Annotated in this window: 14 protein-coding genes and 1 tRNA gene; 8 read left to right on the top strand and 7 right to left on the bottom strand. The window is 67.4% G+C overall.

The features are described from left to right. Positions 1 to 6 precede the first annotated feature (6 nt). The 4 genes from ACV22Z_RS17320 (at position 7) to ACV22Z_RS17305 (ending at position 5,334) form a co-directional block, all read left to right on the top strand. Positions 7 to 465: a RidA family protein gene (locus ACV22Z_RS17320; protein ID WP_448077506.1), complete on the top strand. Its 459-nt coding sequence runs from the start codon at positions 7 to 9 to the stop codon at positions 463 to 465. 13 nt (positions 466 to 478) lie between these two features. Continuing rightward, positions 479 to 1,393: a PhzF family phenazine biosynthesis protein gene (locus tag ACV22Z_RS17315; protein ID WP_448077505.1), complete on the top strand. Its 915-nt coding sequence runs from the start codon at positions 479 to 481 to the stop codon at positions 1,391 to 1,393. Between the two features lie 212 nt (positions 1,394 to 1,605). After that, positions 1,606 to 3,945 carry a bifunctional diguanylate cyclase/phosphodiesterase gene (locus tag ACV22Z_RS17310; protein WP_448077504.1) on the top strand — a complete coding sequence of 780 codons (2,340 nt, stop codon included), beginning with the start codon at positions 1,606 to 1,608 and terminating at the stop codon, positions 3,943 to 3,945. Between the two features lie 192 nt (positions 3,946 to 4,137). After that, entirely contained in the window at positions 4,138 to 5,334 is a 1,197-nt protein-coding gene (locus ACV22Z_RS17305; protein ID WP_448077630.1) for a chromate transporter, read from the top strand. Between the two features lie 70 nt (positions 5,335 to 5,404). On the opposite strand, the gene ACV22Z_RS17300 is transcribed toward ACV22Z_RS17305, so the two are convergent. After that, the gene (locus ACV22Z_RS17300; protein ID WP_448077503.1) at positions 5,405 to 5,842 is read right to left on the bottom strand and encodes a multidrug/biocide efflux PACE transporter; all 438 of its coding nucleotides are present in this window, start codon (positions 5,840 to 5,842) and stop codon (positions 5,405 to 5,407) included. 114 nt (positions 5,843 to 5,956) lie between these two features. Here ACV22Z_RS17300 and ACV22Z_RS17295 point away from each other — a divergent pair, with 114 nt between their 5' ends. After that, the gene (locus ACV22Z_RS17295) at positions 5,957 to 6,841 is read left to right on the top strand and encodes a LysR family transcriptional regulator (RefSeq protein ID WP_448077502.1); all 885 of its coding nucleotides are present in this window, start codon (positions 5,957 to 5,959) and stop codon (positions 6,839 to 6,841) included. 143 nt (positions 6,842 to 6,984) lie between these two features. Here ACV22Z_RS17295 and ACV22Z_RS17290 read toward each other — a convergent pair whose 3' ends face one another. The 5 genes from ACV22Z_RS17290 to ACV22Z_RS17270 form a co-directional block, all read right to left on the bottom strand. Then, positions 6,985 to 7,443: a CopD family protein gene (locus ACV22Z_RS17290; protein ID WP_448077501.1), complete on the bottom strand. Its 459-nt coding sequence runs from the start codon at positions 7,441 to 7,443 to the stop codon at positions 6,985 to 6,987. Positions 7,444 to 7,714: 271 nt separating this feature from the next. After that, positions 7,715 to 10,036 carry a DNA topoisomerase IV subunit A gene (gene parC / locus ACV22Z_RS17285; protein WP_448077500.1) on the bottom strand — a complete coding sequence of 774 codons (2,322 nt, stop codon included), beginning with the start codon at positions 10,034 to 10,036 and terminating at the stop codon, positions 7,715 to 7,717. Between the two features lie 112 nt (positions 10,037 to 10,148). Next, positions 10,149 to 12,131, bottom strand: a complete 1,983-nt coding sequence (parE, locus tag ACV22Z_RS17280) for a DNA topoisomerase IV subunit B (RefSeq protein WP_448077499.1) — start codon at positions 12,129 to 12,131, stop codon at positions 10,149 to 10,151. A gap of 430 nt (positions 12,132 to 12,561) precedes the next feature. Then, positions 12,562 to 14,508: an ATP-binding cassette domain-containing protein gene (locus tag ACV22Z_RS17275; RefSeq protein ID WP_448077498.1), complete on the bottom strand. Its 1,947-nt coding sequence runs from the start codon at positions 14,506 to 14,508 to the stop codon at positions 12,562 to 12,564. A gap of 203 nt (positions 14,509 to 14,711) precedes the next feature. Then, positions 14,712 to 15,119, bottom strand: a complete 408-nt coding sequence (locus ACV22Z_RS17270) for a DUF4399 domain-containing protein (protein ID WP_448077497.1) — start codon at positions 15,117 to 15,119, stop codon at positions 14,712 to 14,714. 208 nt (positions 15,120 to 15,327) lie between these two features. On the opposite strand from ACV22Z_RS17270, the gene ACV22Z_RS17265 reads away from it, so the two are divergent. Next, positions 15,328 to 15,510: a rubredoxin gene (locus ACV22Z_RS17265; protein ID WP_448077496.1), complete on the top strand. Its 183-nt coding sequence runs from the start codon at positions 15,328 to 15,330 to the stop codon at positions 15,508 to 15,510. 132 nt (positions 15,511 to 15,642) lie between these two features. Further along, positions 15,643 to 15,717 (top strand) — tRNA-Arg (locus ACV22Z_RS17260). Between the two features lie 205 nt (positions 15,718 to 15,922). Here ACV22Z_RS17260 and eco read toward each other — a convergent pair. After that, positions 15,923 to 16,426 carry a serine protease inhibitor ecotin gene (gene eco / locus ACV22Z_RS17255; RefSeq protein WP_448077495.1) on the bottom strand — a complete coding sequence of 168 codons (504 nt, stop codon included), beginning with the start codon at positions 16,424 to 16,426 and terminating at the stop codon, positions 15,923 to 15,925. Positions 16,427 to 16,565: 139 nt separating this feature from the next. On the opposite strand from eco, the gene ACV22Z_RS17250 reads away from it, so the two are divergent. Further along, positions 16,566 to 17,072 carry a hypothetical protein gene (locus ACV22Z_RS17250; RefSeq protein ID WP_448077494.1) on the top strand — a complete coding sequence of 169 codons (507 nt, stop codon included), beginning with the start codon at positions 16,566 to 16,568 and terminating at the stop codon, positions 17,070 to 17,072. Positions 17,073 to 17,256 lie beyond the last annotated feature (184 nt).

Here is a 17,256-nt window from a genome sequence, read left to right as displayed (position 1 = left end):
GAACAGATGGCAAACGTCTACGACAAACTGAAATCGCTCGGCATCGAGCTCCCGACCGCCGGCGCACCGGCCGCCGCCTACGTGATGAGCGCACAGAGCGGCAACACCGTGTACCTGTCCGGCCACATCGCGAAGAAGGACGGCAAGGTCTGGGCCGGCAAGCTCGGCGCCGACCTCACGACCGAAGACGGCAAGGCCGCCGCGCGCGCGATCGCGATCGACCTGCTCGCGACGCTGCACGCGCACACGGGCGACCTGAACAAGGTCACGCGCATCGTCAAGCTGATGAGCCTCGTGAACTCGACGCTCGACTTCACGGAGCAGCACCTCGTGACGAACGGCGCGTCGGAACTGATCGCGGAAGTGTTCGGCGACGCGGGCAAGCACGCCCGCTCGGCGTTCGGCGTCGCGCAGATCCCGCTCGGCGCGTGCGTCGAGATCGAACTGATCGCCGAAGTCGCGTAACGAGGGCATCACGATGCCCGGCCGCCTCGTCCGCTTCAAGCAGGTCGACGTGTTCACGTCGGTGCCGTTCAAGGGCAACCCGCTCGCCGTGGTGTTCGACGCCGATTCGCTCGGCGACGACGCGATGCTCGAGATTGCCCGCTGGACGAACCTGTCGGAAACGACGTTCCTCTGCGCCCCGACCGACCCGGACGCCGATTACCGCGTGCGGATCTTCACGACGTGCGGCGAGCTGCCGTTCGCGGGCCACCCGACGCTCGGCACCGCGCACGCGTTTCTCGAAGCCGGTGGCGTGCCGCGCACGCCGGGCCGGCTGATCCAGCAGTGCGGGGTCGGCCAGGTCGTGCTGCGCGAGCAGGCGGACGGCTGGGCATTCGCGGCGCCGCCCGCGCGGGTCACGCCGCTTGCGAGTGCCGACTACCCGGCGCTCGAGGCGGCGCTGCGCTCCGCCGACGTGGATCCGGATGCCGAACCGTGCGCGGTCGACAACGGCGCGCCGTGGCTCGTCGTACGGCTGAAGTCGGCCGCCGCGTGCGTCGGCCTCGCGCCGGATCCGGCGGCGCTCGAAGCGCTCACGCATCGCTACGGCACGCACGGGCTGGCGGTCTACGCGCCGCATCCGCCGGGGGGCCCGGCAACGTTCGAGATCCGCTGCCTGATGACGGGCGGCGGTTTCGGCGTTGGCGAGGATCCCGTCACCGGCAGCGCGAACGCGGCGCTGGCGGGGCTGTTGACCCGCCAGCAACGCCGCCCCGGCCCGTCGTACACGGCCCGCCAGGGCACGGCGATCGGCCGCGACGGCCGGATCGCCGTCACCTACGACGACGACGCCGGCGCGACCTGGATCGGCGGCCATGTCGTCACGATCGTCGACGGCACCTTTCGATTGGCTGGCACCGCCGGGGCGGCCATCCGCACTTCCCTCTGATTTTTCGTGGCGCGCCATGCGCGCCGCGCCCGCCGGCGCTATCCTTAGCCCAGCTATCGCAAAAATCCTCCAACCAGTAATATCGGGCCTAATCCGTCGCCCGGGGGTCTGTCCACAGATGCGCATTCCGCAGACGAACAGACGCTGACGGGACCCTATATCCAGCCCTCCCGAGTGGACGGCACACGCGCGCCAGGACGCCGCACCCTTCGATGAGCTCCGCCCGGTCATCCCATACGCCGTCGACGCGACCGTTGCGCGCCCCGCGCAAGTCGCGCCGCCGGGCGCTGTTCGCGATCCCGCTGCTCGGGATGATCGCGCTCGCGCTGCTGTGGGCGGTGATCGTTGCGCGGCTGTCGGTCGAAAAGGACAGCGCGTACAAGGAGGCGGCCGCCTCCGCGGCGATCCTGTCGTCCGCACTCGAGCAGCACACGGTGAAGGCGATCCACCAGGTCGACCAGATCACCCGCTTCGTCAAGTTCGAGTTCGAGAAGGCGCCCGCGCGCTTCAACCTCGCGAGCGCCGTCGAAAAAGGCGTCGTGCCGAGCGATACGCTGATCCAGGTGTCGCTCGTCAATGCGAAGGGGATCCTGTTCGCGAACACGGCCGAACGCAATCCGAAGCCGATCGACCTGTCCGACCGCGAACACTTCAAGGTGCACCTGAAGCGCAACGACAACCAGCTCTACATCAGCAAGCCCGTGCTCGGCCGCGTGTCGGGCCACTGGACGCTGCAGATGACGCGGCGCCTGAACAACCCGGACGGCAGCTTCGCGGGCGTCGTGGTCGTGTCCGAGGATCCGAGCTATTTCACGAACGATTTCTACAACAACGCGGCGATCGGCAAGGAAGGCGTGATCGCGGTGGTGTCCGATACCGGCGCCGTGCTCGCGCGGCGCACGGGCTCGGCGAGCAACGCGCCGGGCGCGTTCTCGGCATCGGGCGTCTATCCGGTCGCCGAACGGACTTCGGGCACGATCATCGACCCGATCGACGACGTCACGCGCATCGTGTCGTACCGCCATCTCGACGGCTATCCGCTCGCGGTGATCGTCGGCCTGTCGCAGGCCGAGGAGTTCGCCGACTACAACCATACGCGCAACGTCTACCTGCTGATGACGAGCTTCATCACGCTCGCGATGCTCGCGTTCTTCGGCGTCGCGACGGGGCTCATCGGCAAGCTGCTCGGCCGCGAGCGCGAAATGACCCAGCTCGCCGAATACGACCTGCTCACGGGCCTCGCGAACCGCTACGCGACGCTGCGCGGGCTGCGCAACGACGTGTCGATGCCGGCCAGCCTGTCGCGGCTCGGCCTGCTGTTCATCGACCTCGACAACTTCAAGACCGTCAACGACACGCTCGGTCACAACGCCGGCGACATCGTGCTGCAGATGACCGCGTCGCGCCTGTCCGACGCGGTGGGCGACGAAGGCGCGCTCGCGCGGATCGGCGGCGACGAGTTCGTCGTCGTGATGAAGGGCGACGACGTCGAGCGGCGCGCAGTGCGCCTGGCGGAAGCGATCATCCGGATGTTCGGCGAGCCGTTCGACGTGCGCGGCAGCTCGTTCGTACTGCATGCGAGCATCGGCATCGCGCTGCACACGGTCGCGAACGAAAGCGAGATCGACTTGCTGAAAAAGGCCGACCTCGCGATGTACAGCGCCAAGGACGCCGGCAAGAACTGCTACCAGTTCTACGCGCCGCACCTGTCGCATCGCGCCGATCACCTGATGCGCTGGGAACAGCAACTGCGCGTCGCGCTCGCCGAGGGACAGCTGTTCCTCGCGTACCAGCCGAAGATCGACCTCACGCACCGCTACATCACGGGCTTCGAGGCGCTCGCGCGCTGGGACCATCCGGAACACGGGATCATTTCCGCGAACGAATTCATTTCGATCGCCGAATCGACGGGCCTCATCGTGCCGATCGGCGATTTCGTGATCCGCACCGCGTGCGAGCAGATCGCGCGCTGGCGCGACGAAGGGCACGGCACGCTGACACTCGCCGTCAACATCTCGCCCGTGCAGTTCTGGCGCGGCGACCTGATCGAGACGATCTCGCGCACGCTGCAGGAAACCGGCATCGACGCGGGCCGCCTCGAGCTCGAAATTACCGAGACCGCGATGATGGAATATCCGGAGCTCGTGTCCGAGAAGATCGTCGCGCTCAAGAAGCTCGGCATCCGCATCGCGCTCGACGATTTCGGCACCGGTTACTCGTCGCTGTCGTACCTGCACCGTTTCTCCGTCGACACGCTGAAGGTCGACCGCTCGTTCGTGCAGGCGATCCCGAACGACCGCAGCGTGTGCGTGATGGTGTCGTCGATCGTGCATCTGGCCCGCTCGCTCGGGCTGACGGTGGTCGTCGAAGGCACCGAGACCGAAGAGCAGATCGCGTGGCTGTCCGCGCTCGGCGAAATCGAAGCGCAGGGCTTCCTGTTCTCGCGCCCCGTGCCCGCGGACGCGATCCCGTCGCTGCTGGCGCGCTTCGGCGTGCGCGGCGAGCATCCGCACCTCGTCCCGCACCGCGCAACGGGCCATACGGGCACCTGAGCGCCCCGCCACCGCGGATTGCCGGATCGTTTCGTTTCCCAACCTAATTGTTTAGTCGGTTTACTAGCGTTTTTGCGCATGGTTGCGCTGCGCCGCGCATCGGAAAATGCTACGCATTGGTACGTCCGAGGTCCGCATGCCGGTTCGCGAGGGCCAAACCGGAATCGCATGAACCCGCGCTGCCCCCCATCCATGACGAGCGTCGAAGCCGAAGACCGCGTCGAGCAGGCCTCCCTGTGGAACCTGTTCAAGGTCATCGCGGGCATTTCCGCCATGTCCTGGGGCGGGCTCGCGATGATGGCGCAGCTCGAGCGCCATTACGTGCACCGGATGCAGCGCATCGAACCGCACGCGTTCGGCGACCTCGTCGCGCTCGCGTGGCTCGTGCCGGGCCCCGTCGGCTGCAACGTCGCGGTGCAGGTCGGCCAGACGCTGCACGGCCGCATCGGCGCGTGGGTCGCCGGCTTCGCGAGCGTGCTGCCGTTCTTCGTGATGATGACGCTGTTCGCGATCTTCTATCGCACGCCGCTCGTGCGCTCGCTGGCCGCGCCGGTGATGCTCAACCATTTCAGCATGGTGCTGGCGGCGCTGATCGGCGTCACGTGGGTCAAGCAGTTGCGCACGCTCGTGCGCGCGCCGCTCGAACAGGCAATCGCGGCGCTGTCGACGATTCTGCTCGCATTCGCGCATAGTCCGGCCACGTTCGTCGTGATTCTTTTCTCGGCGTTTGCAGCGGGCTGGCTGACCAGTCCGTCGCAGGGCAACGCGGTCGATCTCCGGCTGTCGAGACGCGACCGCAAGCTGCTCATGTTGCTTGCCGTGTTCGTCGCGCTGTTCGCGCTGCCGATTCCCGGCGACTACCAGTCGACGCTGCTGTGGCCGCGCCTCGCGGGCGCAGGCATGACGCTGTTCGGCGGCGGCTTCTCCGCGCTGCCGGTGCTGAAGGCGCTGTTCGTCACGCCCGAGACGGGGATCTCCGATCGCGACTTCACGCTCGCCTTCGCGCTGTCGCCCGTGTCGCCGGGACCGCTGCTGAATGTCGTGCCGTTCCTCGGCTACCTGACCGACGGCTGGCTCGGCGCGCTCCTCGCGACCGCCGCCCTCTTCATCCCGTCCGGCTGCCTCGTCGTGTTCGCGCAGCATCACCTGTTCCGGCTGAAGCGGCATTCGCGCTTCGAGCACGGGATGCGCCTGCTGCGCGCGGCGACGACCGGCTTTCTCGTCGTCGCGGTCGTGAAGATCCTGCACCGCGAGCCGGCCGATCCGATCTACTGGGTCACGGGCGCGTTCGCGATGCTGTGCTTTGCGCGCTTCAGGGTGCCCGTGTTCGTCGTGTACGGCGCGGTCGCGATCGCGTGCGGCGCATGGCTGTGGGCGGCCGCGCACTGAGCGTGCGGCCGCACGGATGCGTGGGCACTATGGGCACCACGGCAACACTGACACCCTGACACCACTGGCATCATGCCGCGACGCGCCTCGCGATCCGGCGCGCGCGCAGGTAGTCGTACGCGAGGTTGAAGCAGAACGTGTAAGGCAGGAAGAACAGCACGATGCCGAGGTCGAGCAGCAGCGCTTCGACGAGGCCGATTCCGAGCCACCACGCGGCAAGCGGCACCACCATCGCGACGAGCCCCAGTTCGAACACGACCGCATGCACGATCCGCATGCCGAGATTGCGCACGAGCCCGAAACGGCGCTCGAACCGGTCGAACAGCGTGTTGAACGTCATGTTCCACGCCATCGCGATCAGCGACACCATCACCGTCAACGCGCCGACGTGCGACACCGGCATGTCGAGCAGCCACGCGCCGATCGGCGCGCACAGCGCGATTGCGACCAGTTCGAACGTCAGCGCATGCACGAGCCGTTCCGTCACCGTTTTATTGGGATGCTTCATTGCGAACCTCCGATCCAGACATGTGATCCATGCCCGCCATTCTGATCGGCCTGACCGGGCGAATCCAATTGGTTATCATCGGATTTTCCGATAAGACGATGCGAGGCACCCCGCATGCGCCACGCCCCCGAAGCCCTGCTCGCGTTCGCCGAAGCCGCACTGCTCGGCTCGTTCACCGCCGCCGCGCGCAAGCTCGGCAAGCGCCAGTCGACGGTGTCGGAAGCGATCGCGAACCTTGAAATTGATCTCGGCGTGCAGTTGTTCGACCGCTCGACTCGCACGCCGACGCTGACCGACGCCGGGCGCGCGCTGCTGCCGCACGTGCAGCGCGCGCTCGAAGCCGGCGCGGCGATCGACCGCACCGCCGCGCGGCTCGCCGGCGGCGAGGAGGCGCGCCTGACGCTGGTCGTTTCCGACACCTATCAGTCGAAGCGCTACGAGGAGACGCTGACCGCGCTCGAGCAGCGCTTTCCGGCGCTCGAGCTCGAATGCCAGATCGCCGAGCACGAGGACGTGCTGGACCTGATCCAGCAGGGCCGCGCGCAACTCGGGCTGATGGCCGCGCGCGCGGCGTACCCGGCCGACATCGGCGCGGCGACGATCGCGGAGGAATCGGAAATCGGGCTGTTCGTCGGACGCACGCACCCGCTCGCCGCCTTTGGCGACGCCGAGGTGCCGCATGCGGCGCTGCGCGATGCGCGCGAGCTGCGCCTCAATACGTACGCGACGCCGGACGGCCGCGACGCGGACGGCCCGATCGTCGCCGGCACGAACCGCTGGTCAGCGCCGAGCTACCTGATGCTGCTGGAGATGGCAGTGCCGGGATTCGGGTGGGCAGAACTGCCCCGCTGGATGGTCGAGCATTTCGCGCGCGACCGGCTCTGCGAGCTGCGCGCGCGCGGCTGGCCGCGCCGGGTGCGGGTCGATGCGGTGTGGTCGAGAAGCCGGCCGCTCGGCCCCGCCGGCGCGTGGCTGCTCGATGCGATGCTGGCTGCGTGACGGGTGCGTGTCGGGTGCGGCGGACACCGGCGGACGCCCGCGGTCGAACCGTGCGGCGCGCGCGCAAGCCGCCGCGCACCGCCCGCACATCGCGCAGGAATCGCGTCGAAAACCGCGTCGAGAATCGCGTCGAGAATCGCGCGTCAGAAGCCGCGCGACATCACGGCCGCGCCGATCGTCACGACACCGAGCACGAGGTTGACGACGACGAGCAGTCGCACCGCATTCACCGCACGCGCGCCGTCAGGCCAGTTCTGCGCCTGCACCGCGCGGCGGATGCGCGGGAACAGCGCGAAGCGGATGTGACCGAAGATCAGCATCATCACGACGCCGAGGCCGGCCATCGCGTGCAGCGGCCAGGTTGCGTGCGCGCCGCCGAACTGCATCAGCAGGAAGCCGCCGGACAGCAGGATCACGATCACCGCGCCCGCGACCCAGTTGAAGAAGCGGCCGAACACGCCCTCGATCAGCGGCAGCCGCAATTGCGGCGACAGGTCCGACAGCGCCGGACGCAGGCAGAAGTTGGCGAATACCATCCCGCCCACCCACACGGCGACGGCCAGCAGATGGAGAAACAACGCGACGGCGATGGCGTGGGACATGGTGAAAATCCTGTTCTGGGTTGAATGCGGCGAACCGGCTGCGCATCCGACGGCCCGGCGCGGCCATGCATGCGCTGCACACCGGCCGGCAGGTCGATGCGCGCGGCATCAAGCGACGTTCGACAGGCGCGCTGCGATGCGGTTCAGGCCCTCATCGGAATTTCACACTATTTTGCAAGTGCTGCATGACGGCGCCGCGCATCGACAACGAAAAAGGCCGCACGGCCGCCGAAGCAGCCGTGCGGCCCAGGGGTGCCGCCGGTACGTGCGCTCAGCCGAGCAGCGGACGCAGCTCGCTGACGACCTTGAGCTTCGTGTCCGGCGCGCGGCCCTTGCGCGCGCGCTTGCCGACGTGCGGCGCGAGCCCCGCGTACGACAGCGTCTCGTCCATGACCTTGCCGCCACGGCCGGTGCCGATCAGCACGACGCCGGCCGGATCGATCGCGAGCGCCTGCACGAGGGTTTCCTTGTCTTCGAGCGCCATCAGGATCACGCCGCGGCCGCCGCCCGACAGCGTCTTCATCTCGTCCATGCCGAACACGAGAAGCCGCCCGCCGCTCGACAGGCACGCGACCTGCGTCGCGTTCGGCAGCACCGGCATCGGCGCAAGCGGCGCCGCGCCCGCGTCGATCGTCATGAACGACTTGCCGGCCTTCACGCGGCTCACCATGTCGCCGACCTTCGCGAGGAAGCCGAAGCCGTTGCTCGATGCAAGCAGCAGTTGCTGCTCGGCCGGCGCCGCGAAGTAATGCATCAGGTGCGAGCCCGACTCGAGCTCGATCAGCGACGTGACAGGCACGCCGTCGCCACGGCCGCCCGGCAGCACCGACACGTCGACCGAATACACGCGGCCGCTGCTGCCCCAGGCGATCAGCTTGTCGGGCGTACGGCACTGGAACGCCGCGTAGAGCGTGTCGCCGGCCTTGAACGAGAAGCTCGCCGGATCGAGACCGTGGCCCTTCAGCGCGCGCACCCAGCCCTTCTGCGACACGACGACCGTCACGGGCTCGTCGACGACCTTCGCCTCGAACGTCGCGCGCTTTTCCTGCTGGATCAGCGTGCGGCGATCGTCGCCGAATTGCTTCGCGTCGGCCTCGATCTCCTTGATCATCAGCCGCTTCATCGCGCTTTCGTTCGCGAGCAGTTCCTCGAGCTTCGCCTTCTCGTCGCGCAGCGCCTCGAGCTCCTTCTCGATCTTGATCTTCTCGAGCCGCGCGAGCTGACGCAGACGGATTTCGAGGATGTCGTCGGCCTGGCGTTCGGTGAGGCCGAACGCGCTCATCAGCGCGGCCTTCGGCTCGTCCGACTCGCGGATGATGCGGATCACCTCGTCGATGTTCAGGAAGACGATCATCCGCCCTTCGAGGATGTGGATCCGGTCGTCGACCTTCGCGAGACGGTGGCGGCAGCGGCGCGTCATCGTGAGCTGGCGGAACTTCACCCACTCGTCGAGGATCGTCAGCAGCCCCTTCTGGCCTGGCCGGCCGTCGGCGCCGATCATCACCAGGTTCAGCGCGGCGTTCGATTCGAGGCTCGTGTACGCGAGCAGCGTGTTCACGAACTCGGTCTGGTCGATCGTGCGCGACTTCGGCTCGAACACGAGCCGCACGGCCGCTTCCTTGCCCGACTCGTCGCGCACCGCGTCGAGCAGGTCGAGCATCGCCTTCTTCGTGTTGAGCTGCTCGGGCGTCAGCGTCTTCTTGCCGAGCTTGAGCTTCGGGTTCGTCAGTTCCTCGATTTCCTCGAGCACCTTCTGGCCCGACGTGTTCGGCGGCAGCTCGGTGACGACGAGCTGCCACTGGCCGCGCGCGAGATCCTCGATCTTCCAGCGCGCGCGCACCTTCAGGCTGCCGCGGCCCGACTCGTAGGCCGCCGAGATTTCCGCGTCGCTCGAGATGATCTGGCCGCCGCCCGGGAAGTCCGGGCCGGGAATGTGCGACATCAGCTCCGCGTGCGTGAGCTTCGGATGACGAATCAATGCAACCGCCGCCGCCGCGACTTCGCGCAGGTTGTGCGACGGGATTTCCGTCGCGAGACCGACCGCGATGCCCGACGCGCCGTTCAGCAGCGCGAACGGCATGCGGCTCGGCAGCGTCTTCGGCTCTTCGAACGAGCCGTCGTAGTTCGGCATGAAATCGACCGTGCCCTGGTCGATCTCGTCGAGCAGCAGCTTCGCGATCGGCGTGAGCCGCGCTTCGGTGTAGCGCATCGCCGCCGCGCCGTCGCCATCGCGCGAGCCGAAGTTGCCCTGCCCGTCGATCAGCGGATAACGCAGCGAGAAGTCCTGCGCGAGACGCACGAGCGCGTCGTACGCGGACTGGTCGCCGTGCGGGTGGTATTTGCCGAGCACGTCGCCGACCACGCGCGCCGACTTCACCGGCTTCGCGTCGGGGCCGAGGCCCATTTCGTTCATTGCGTACAGGATCCGGCGCTGCACCGGCTTCTGGCCGTCGCAGACGTCCGGCAGCGCGCGGCTCTTCACGACGCTGACCGCATAGCTGAGATACGCCTGCTCCGCGTAGTTGCCGAGCGTCAGCGCGTCGTTCTCGGGCGCGTCGGAGCCGGCAAAGAGATCGGAAGTGTTGTCGTCCATCTGGTTTCCGTGTTCGTAGGTGGCGCGAGACAGGGCCGGGCGTCACGCCGGGCCGCGCTCCACAGGAAGACGCCGGGCTGTCCCGCGTCTTCCTGCCCCTTTCCGGGGCGCTTTAAATGTCGGCTTCGACGTCGTTGCCCTTTTCCTCGAGCCAGCCGCGCCGTGCGGCCGCCTCGCCCTTGCCCATCAGCATCGTCATCCGCGCGACGGTGGCCTCGTAGTCGAGTTCGCCGAGCTTCACCGGCATCAGACGGCGGGTGTCGGGGTTCATCGTCGTGTCCCACAGCTGCTCGGCGCTCATTTCGCCGAGGCCCTTGAAGCGGCTGATGCTCCACTGCGTGTCGCGCACGCCGTCCTTGCGCAGCTTGTCGAGGATCGCTTCGAGCTCGCCGTCGTCGAGCGCGTAGAGCTTCTGCGCGGGCTTCTTGCCGCGCGCGGGCGCATCGACGCGGAACAGCGGCGGCCGCGCGACATAGACGTGGCCACGCTCGATCAGCTGCGGGAAGTGCTTGAAGAACAGCGTGAGCAGCAGCACCTGGATGTGCGAGCCGTCGACGTCCGCATCCGACAGGATGCAGATCTTGCCGTAGCGCAGGTTCGACAGGTCGACACCGTCGTCCGGGCTGTGCGGATCGACGCCGATCGCAACCGAGATGTCGTGCACCTCGTTGTTCGCGAACAGGCGGTCGCGCTCGGTTTCCCATGTGTTCAGCACCTTGCCGCGCAGCGGCAGGATCGCCTGGTATTCCTTGTCGCGGCCCATCTTCGCGGAGCCGCCCGCCGAGTCGCCCTCGACGAGGAACAGCTCGTTGCGCGCGATGTCCTCGGCCTCGCAGTCGGTCAGCTTGCCGGGCAGCACCGCGACGCCCGAGCTCTTGCGCTTCTCGACCTTCTGGCCGGCGCGGGTGCGCGCCTGCGCCTGCTTGATCACGAGCTCCGCGAGCTTCTTGCCGTGCTCGACGTGCTGGTTCAGCCACAGTTCGAGCGCCGGGCGCGAGAACGACGACACGAGCTTCACCGCGTCGCGGCTGTTCAGGCGCTCCTTGATCTGGCCTTGGAACTGCGGATCGAGCACCTTCGCGGACAGCACGAACGACACGCGTGCGAACACGTCTTCCGCGAGCAGCTTCACGCCCTTCGGCTGCAGGTTGTGCAGCTCGACGAAGCTTTTCACCGCCTGGTAGAGGCCGTCGCGCAGGCCCGACTCGTGCGTGCCGCCGGCCGGCGTCGGGATCAGGTTCACGTACGACTCGCGCACGAGCGAGCCTTCCTCGCTCCATGCAACGACCCACGACGCGCCCTCGCCTTCGGCGAACGTGTCGTCGCCCGAGCGCGAATCGGCAAAGCGCTCGCCCTCGAACAGCGGAATCAGCAGCTCGCTGCCGTTCATCTCGTCGAGCAGGTAGCCGCGCAGGCCGTCCTCGTACTTCCAGCTCTGGCGCTCGCCGGACTTCTCGTTGACGAGCACGACCTCGACGCCCGGCAGCAGCACGGCCTTCGAGCGCAGCAGGCGCTGCAGCTCGCCCGTCGGCAGGTTCGGCGAATCGAAATATTTCGGATTCGGCCACACCTGCACGCGCGTGCCGGATTTCTTTTCGCCGCGGCCCGCGCCTTGCGTCGTCAGCGGCTTCACGACGTCGCCGTCCGCAAAGCCCAGCTCGGCGATCTTGCCGTCGCGCCAGACGGTCACGTCGAGACGCGTCGCGAGCGCGTTCGTCACCGATACGCCGACGCCGTGCAGGCCGCCCGAGAACGTATAGGCGCCGCCCGCGGCCTTGTCGAACTTGCCGCCCGCGTGCAGGCGCGTGAACACGATTTCGACGACGGGCACGCGTTCTTCGGGATGCAGGCCGAACGGGATGCCGCGGCCGTCGTCCTCGACCGATACCGACTGGTCCGCGTGCAGCGTCACGGTGATCTGCTTGCCGTAGCCACCGAGCGCCTCGTCCGACGCGTTGTCGATGACTTCCTGGATGATGTGCAGCGGATTCTCGGTACGGGTGTACATGCCGGGCCGCTGCTTGACCGGCTCGAGACCCTTGAGCACCTTGATCGATGCTTCGCTATAGGCCGCGCTGGGCTTCTTCGTTGACATAGGCGCTGATGTTCGTCATTCATCGGGACGTTGTCCACATCTCGTGTGGACAACGTCGTGGACAAAACGTTGAGTTCCGTAAAAAAGCGAATCGAAACAACTGTGTGCTTGGACTGCTCCGAAAGCGGGCGCGCAGCGTGCGCCGCGCAGCCCGAAACGGGCCGTATTCTACTGGTTCCGCGCGACGCGCCGTCCGGCGAATTGCGGGTCGGCCCGGTGCCGCGGTGCGACGCGCTGCGGCGCCGGTGCAGGGATCGCTGCGAAGGGCCGCCGCGCGGATGGCTGCCGGCGGATGACCGCCCCACGGATGGCCGCCCCACGGATGGCCGCCCCACGGATGGCCGCCCCGTGAATCGCCGCCCGGCGGATGGCTACCCGCGGATCGCCGCCCGACGGATCGCCGCCCGACGGATCGCCACCCCACCTCGCGTCACGGCTTGCGCTTTGCTTCGAGCGTCTCCCACCGTTCGAGCGCGGCGAGCAGCTCGTCGTCGATCGCCGCGAAGCGCTCGGTCAGGCGCGTGCCTTCCTGCGGGTCCTTCGCGAAGATCGAGCCGTCCTCGAGCTGTGCGCCGATCGTCTTCTGCTCTTCCTCGAGCGTCGCGATCCGGTCCGGCAGCGCATCGAGCTCGCGCTGTTCGTTGAACGACAGCTTCACGGTGCGCTGCGCGTTGCGGCCTGCCGCACTCTTCGCCGGCTCTTCCTTGACGGGGGCCGCCTCCTTCGTTGCGCGCTTCGCGGCTTCCTGCGCGGCGAGTTGCTGCGCGCGCTCGCTCTGGATCTGCCAGTCGGTGAAGCCGCCGACGTATTCGCGCCACTTGCCGTCGCCTTCCGATGCGATCACCGACGTCGCGACGTTGTCGAGGAACGCGCGATCGTGGCTGACGAGCAGCACGGTGCCGTCATAGTCGGTCAGCAGTTCCTCGAGCAGTTCGAGCGTCGGGATGTCGAGGTCGTTGGTCGGTTCGTCGAGCACCAGCACGTTGGCCGGCCGCGCGAACAGGCGCGCGAGCAGCAGACGGTTGCGCTCGCCGCCCGACAGCGATTTCACCGGCGAGCGCGCGCGTTCCGGCGCGAACAGGAAATCGCCGAGATAGCTCATCACGTGCTTGCGGTTGCCGGCGATCTCGACCCATTCGCTGCCGGGGCTGATCGTGTCCGCGAGACTCATCTCCTGATCGAGCTGCGCGCGCATCTGGTCGAAGTACGCGACCTGCAGGTTCGTGCCGGTGCGCACCGTGCCTTCGTCCGGCTTCAGCTCGCCGACGATCAGCTTGAGCAGCGTGGTCTTGCCCGCGCCGTTCGGGCCGACGAAGCCGATCTTGTCGCCGCGCATCACGGTCGTCGAGAAGCGGTCGACGATCGTGCGGTCGCCATAGCGTTTCGTCACGTCGGTCAGTTCCGCGACGATCTTGCCGGACTTGTCGCCCTGCGCGACATCGAGCTTCACGTTGCCTTGCGCGTTGCGGCGCTCCGAGCGTTCGCGGCGCATCTGCTCGAGGCGTGCGATGCGGCCGACGCTTCGCGTGCGGCGCGCCTCGACGCCCTTTCGGATCCACACTTCTTCCTGCGCGAGCAGCTTGTCGAATTTCTCGTTCTCGACGCGCTCGACTTCGAGCTGCTGCGCCTTGCGCGTCTGGTATGCGGAGAAATTGCCCGGATACGACAGCAGGCGGCCGCGATCGAGCTCGACGATGCGCGTCGCGACGCGGTCGAGGAACGCGCGATCGTGCGTGATGAAGAGCAGCCCTGCGCGCTGCGTGACGAGCAGCTCCTCGAGCCAGCGGATGCCGTCGAAATCGAGGTGGTTGGTCGGCTCGTCGAGCAGCAGCACGTCGGGTTGCACGACGAGCGCGCGGGCGAGCGCGACGCGCTTCTGCATCCCGCCCGACAGTGCGTCGACGCGCGCGTCGACGTCGGCCAGGCCGATCTGCGCGAGCGTCATCGCCACGCGCGTGCGCCAGTTCCATGCGTCGGTCGCGTCGAGCGACGACTGCAGCGCGTTCATCCGCGCGAGCAGCGCATCGTGCTCGGCGCCTTCGGGTGTCTCCGCGAGACGGTGCGCGATCGCGTCGTATTCGTCGTGCAGCGCGCGCGCATGCGTGAGGCCCGACGCCACCGCGTCGAACACGGTCGCGCCAGGCTCGAATTCGGGTTCCTGCGGCACGTAGACCGTCACGAGCTCCTGCTGGCGCGTGACGAGGCCGTCATCGGGCCGCGCGAGATCGGCGACGATCTTCAGCAGCGACGACTTGCCCGCGCCGTTGCGGCCAATCAGGCCGACGCGCTCGCCGGCCTCGAGCGAGAAATCCGCGTGATCGAGCAACGCGACGTGACCGAACGCGAGCTGCGCGCCGGTAATGGAATAAAGCGACATGGGGAAGACGGCGAAGAGAAATCGGAAGCGCTCATTGTACCGGTGGCGGAGCCGCCGCCGGCATGGCCGAACGGACGATGCCGAACGGACGGCTCGGAAGGCCGGGTTGTCAGTTGCCGGGCGCGGCGCGACGGCGCGGGTCCCGGACGGCGAATGCAGCGTCGCGCGCGGCGGCCGGGCCACCTGCGCGCGGGTGCACGCGCTTACTTCACGTTGACGGTGATGGTCGAGCTCAGTTCAGGACCGTACGAACGGTGCATGCCGTCGCCGAGCTGAAGCGTCAGCGTATGCTGGCCCGGCGGCAGTTTCACGTCGGTCTCGGTCTGGGCCTTGCCGAAGTGCAGCGAACGCTCGGAAGCCGGGATCACTTCGCCCTTCGGCACCGGCTTGCCGTCGATCAGCAGATGATGATGGCCCGTTTTCGGCGTCATGTCGCCGGCCGGCGCCAGATGAACGTCGCCGTCGAGACCGAACTTAACGTGCACGGGGTTCGACACGGTCGCACCGTCCTGCGGCTCGACGAAGTACATGCGCGACTCGGCCCGCGCCGCCACCGACACGGCCATCGCCGCCACGCACACCGCACCCGCGATCCACTTTTTGTTGAGCATTGTTTTTCTCCTTCTGATTGACAGGCTGACAGGCCCACGAAGCATACACTGCGTGCACGACACGCGCGTTTCGGCCGCATTGTTCGCGATGCGCACGTTTAAAACGACGTTGCGGCCGAGTTCGGCGAAATTCCGGTACTATTGCGCCTTTCGTCCGCCGGCCAGGCCGCGGACGGCGATTCCCTGAATTCATCATCCAGAGCGCGACATGAGCGAAGTGACCGAATACCAGAGCTGGGTCTGCCTGATTTGCGGGTGGGTCTACAACGAAGCGGACGGGCTGCCCGACGAGGGCATCGCGCCCGGCACCCGGTTCGCCGACATCCCTGCGGACTGGCGTTGCCCGCTGTGCGACGTGAGCAAGGAAGACTTCGTCGTCGTCGATTTCTGATCGCCTGAGCGCGCGGCACGTTCGCATCGGCGCGCATTCCGTCTGCCGATGAGAACGCGCGTTTGCTATACTCTGCGCGCTGTCCATACCGCTGTCCGGTTCGCGCCGCGCGCGCCACGCCGGATCCGCAGGCTCCCCGTAGTTCAATGGATAGAACAAGCGCCTCCTAAGCGCTAGATACAGGTTCGATTCCTGTCGGGGGGACCAGCGATGTCTCTGCACGCGCTGCCGACACCTCCACGCCCATCGATTCCCCCGTTCCGCACTGATCGCACAGCGCGCATGCGCGACACGGCATTCGCATCGAACGCCGCGACCCCGCATTGGCGCTCACCGATGCATTGCCGCCACGGATGGACTTCATCTTGCCGCCCGGCATCGCGACACCGGCACGGCACAACCCGTCAGCACATTACTGCACGACCGCCTGCTTCACGTCGTTCGACGCATGCCACACGCGATACCGCACTTCGAAACCGTTCGGCACGTACACGACGATCGGCAGCCGGCTGTTGTAGCGCAGCAGTTGATCGTCGCCGCGCACCTGCACGAACCGTTCGCGCGGCGCCTGCCCCGGACAGGCCATCAGCGTCGACGCGGGGCCCTTCACGTCGGACAGCCGGTAATACGAATAGCCCCAGCCCTGCACCGTCTCGGCCGTCAGTTCGCCGCCGAACCACTGCTGGTTGCAGTCGGTCTGCAGGGTCTTGCCGATCATCAGCTCAACGCGCGCGTCGGCTTCGTCGGGCAGTGCAGGCAGCGCAATCACGACGCGCTGCTGGCCGGCCGTGGGCTGCGGGAACATCTTGATCGATTCGGCAGAAACCGCCGGCTCGGACAACGGTCCCGCCGCACATGCAGCGGCGGCGGTCATCACGCAGACGGCGGCCAGTGCGGCCCGGATCGCAAATTTCATCGATGTGCTCCTGTATGACGAATGGCTCCGGATGCTAACACTTTCGCTGGCCGACCTTTCGAGGCTGTAATTTAGAGACACAATTGCTAGCGGATCTGCGGCGCTCCGCCACATATGATTCGACCCAACGGAGAACGCCATGATCAAGCTCATCACTCTTACCGCCACCGCCGCCGTCGCCACGCTGCTGACGGGCTGCGTCGTCGGCCCGGATGCCGGCTACGGCTACGGCTACGGACAGCCGTACTACTCGGACCCCGGTTACGCGTACGGCCCCGCCTACGGGCCCGCATACGGCACCGTCAACATCTGGGGTGGCGGCGGCGATTGGGATCGCCGCGATGACCGCCGCGGCGACCGCGACTGGCGCCACGACCGCGGCCCGGGCGACCGCAATTGGGGCGACCGTGACCGTAATTGGGGCGATCGCGGCAATGGCAACGGCAATGGCTGGAATCGCGGCAACGGCAACGCGAATGGCAACGGCTGGAATCACGGCAGCGGCAACGGCAATGCCAACGGCAACGGCTGGAATCGCGGCAATGGCGGCAACCGCCCGAGCGAAGGCAACCGCGCGAACGGCGGCAGCCGGGACTCGCGTGGCGGCCAGGCCAACGACGACCGCGGACACGGCTTCTGGCACTGACGCAATTGCAACCGTTTGTATCCGGCGCGGGTGACGCATGGCGGCTCGAACGACGTTGCGCATGCATCCATTTCCCGAATCTGCGGAATCTGCAGTAGCACTGCGCCAATGAAATGGCCCTCGCACGATGCGAGGGCCTTTTCGTTTCCGTTCTGCATTCACCTTGCACGAGCCGCGGCGCTCT

Source organism: Burkholderia sp. PU8-34 (assembly GCF_053427725.1).
This window is presented reverse-complemented; position numbering and strand designations above follow the sequence as displayed.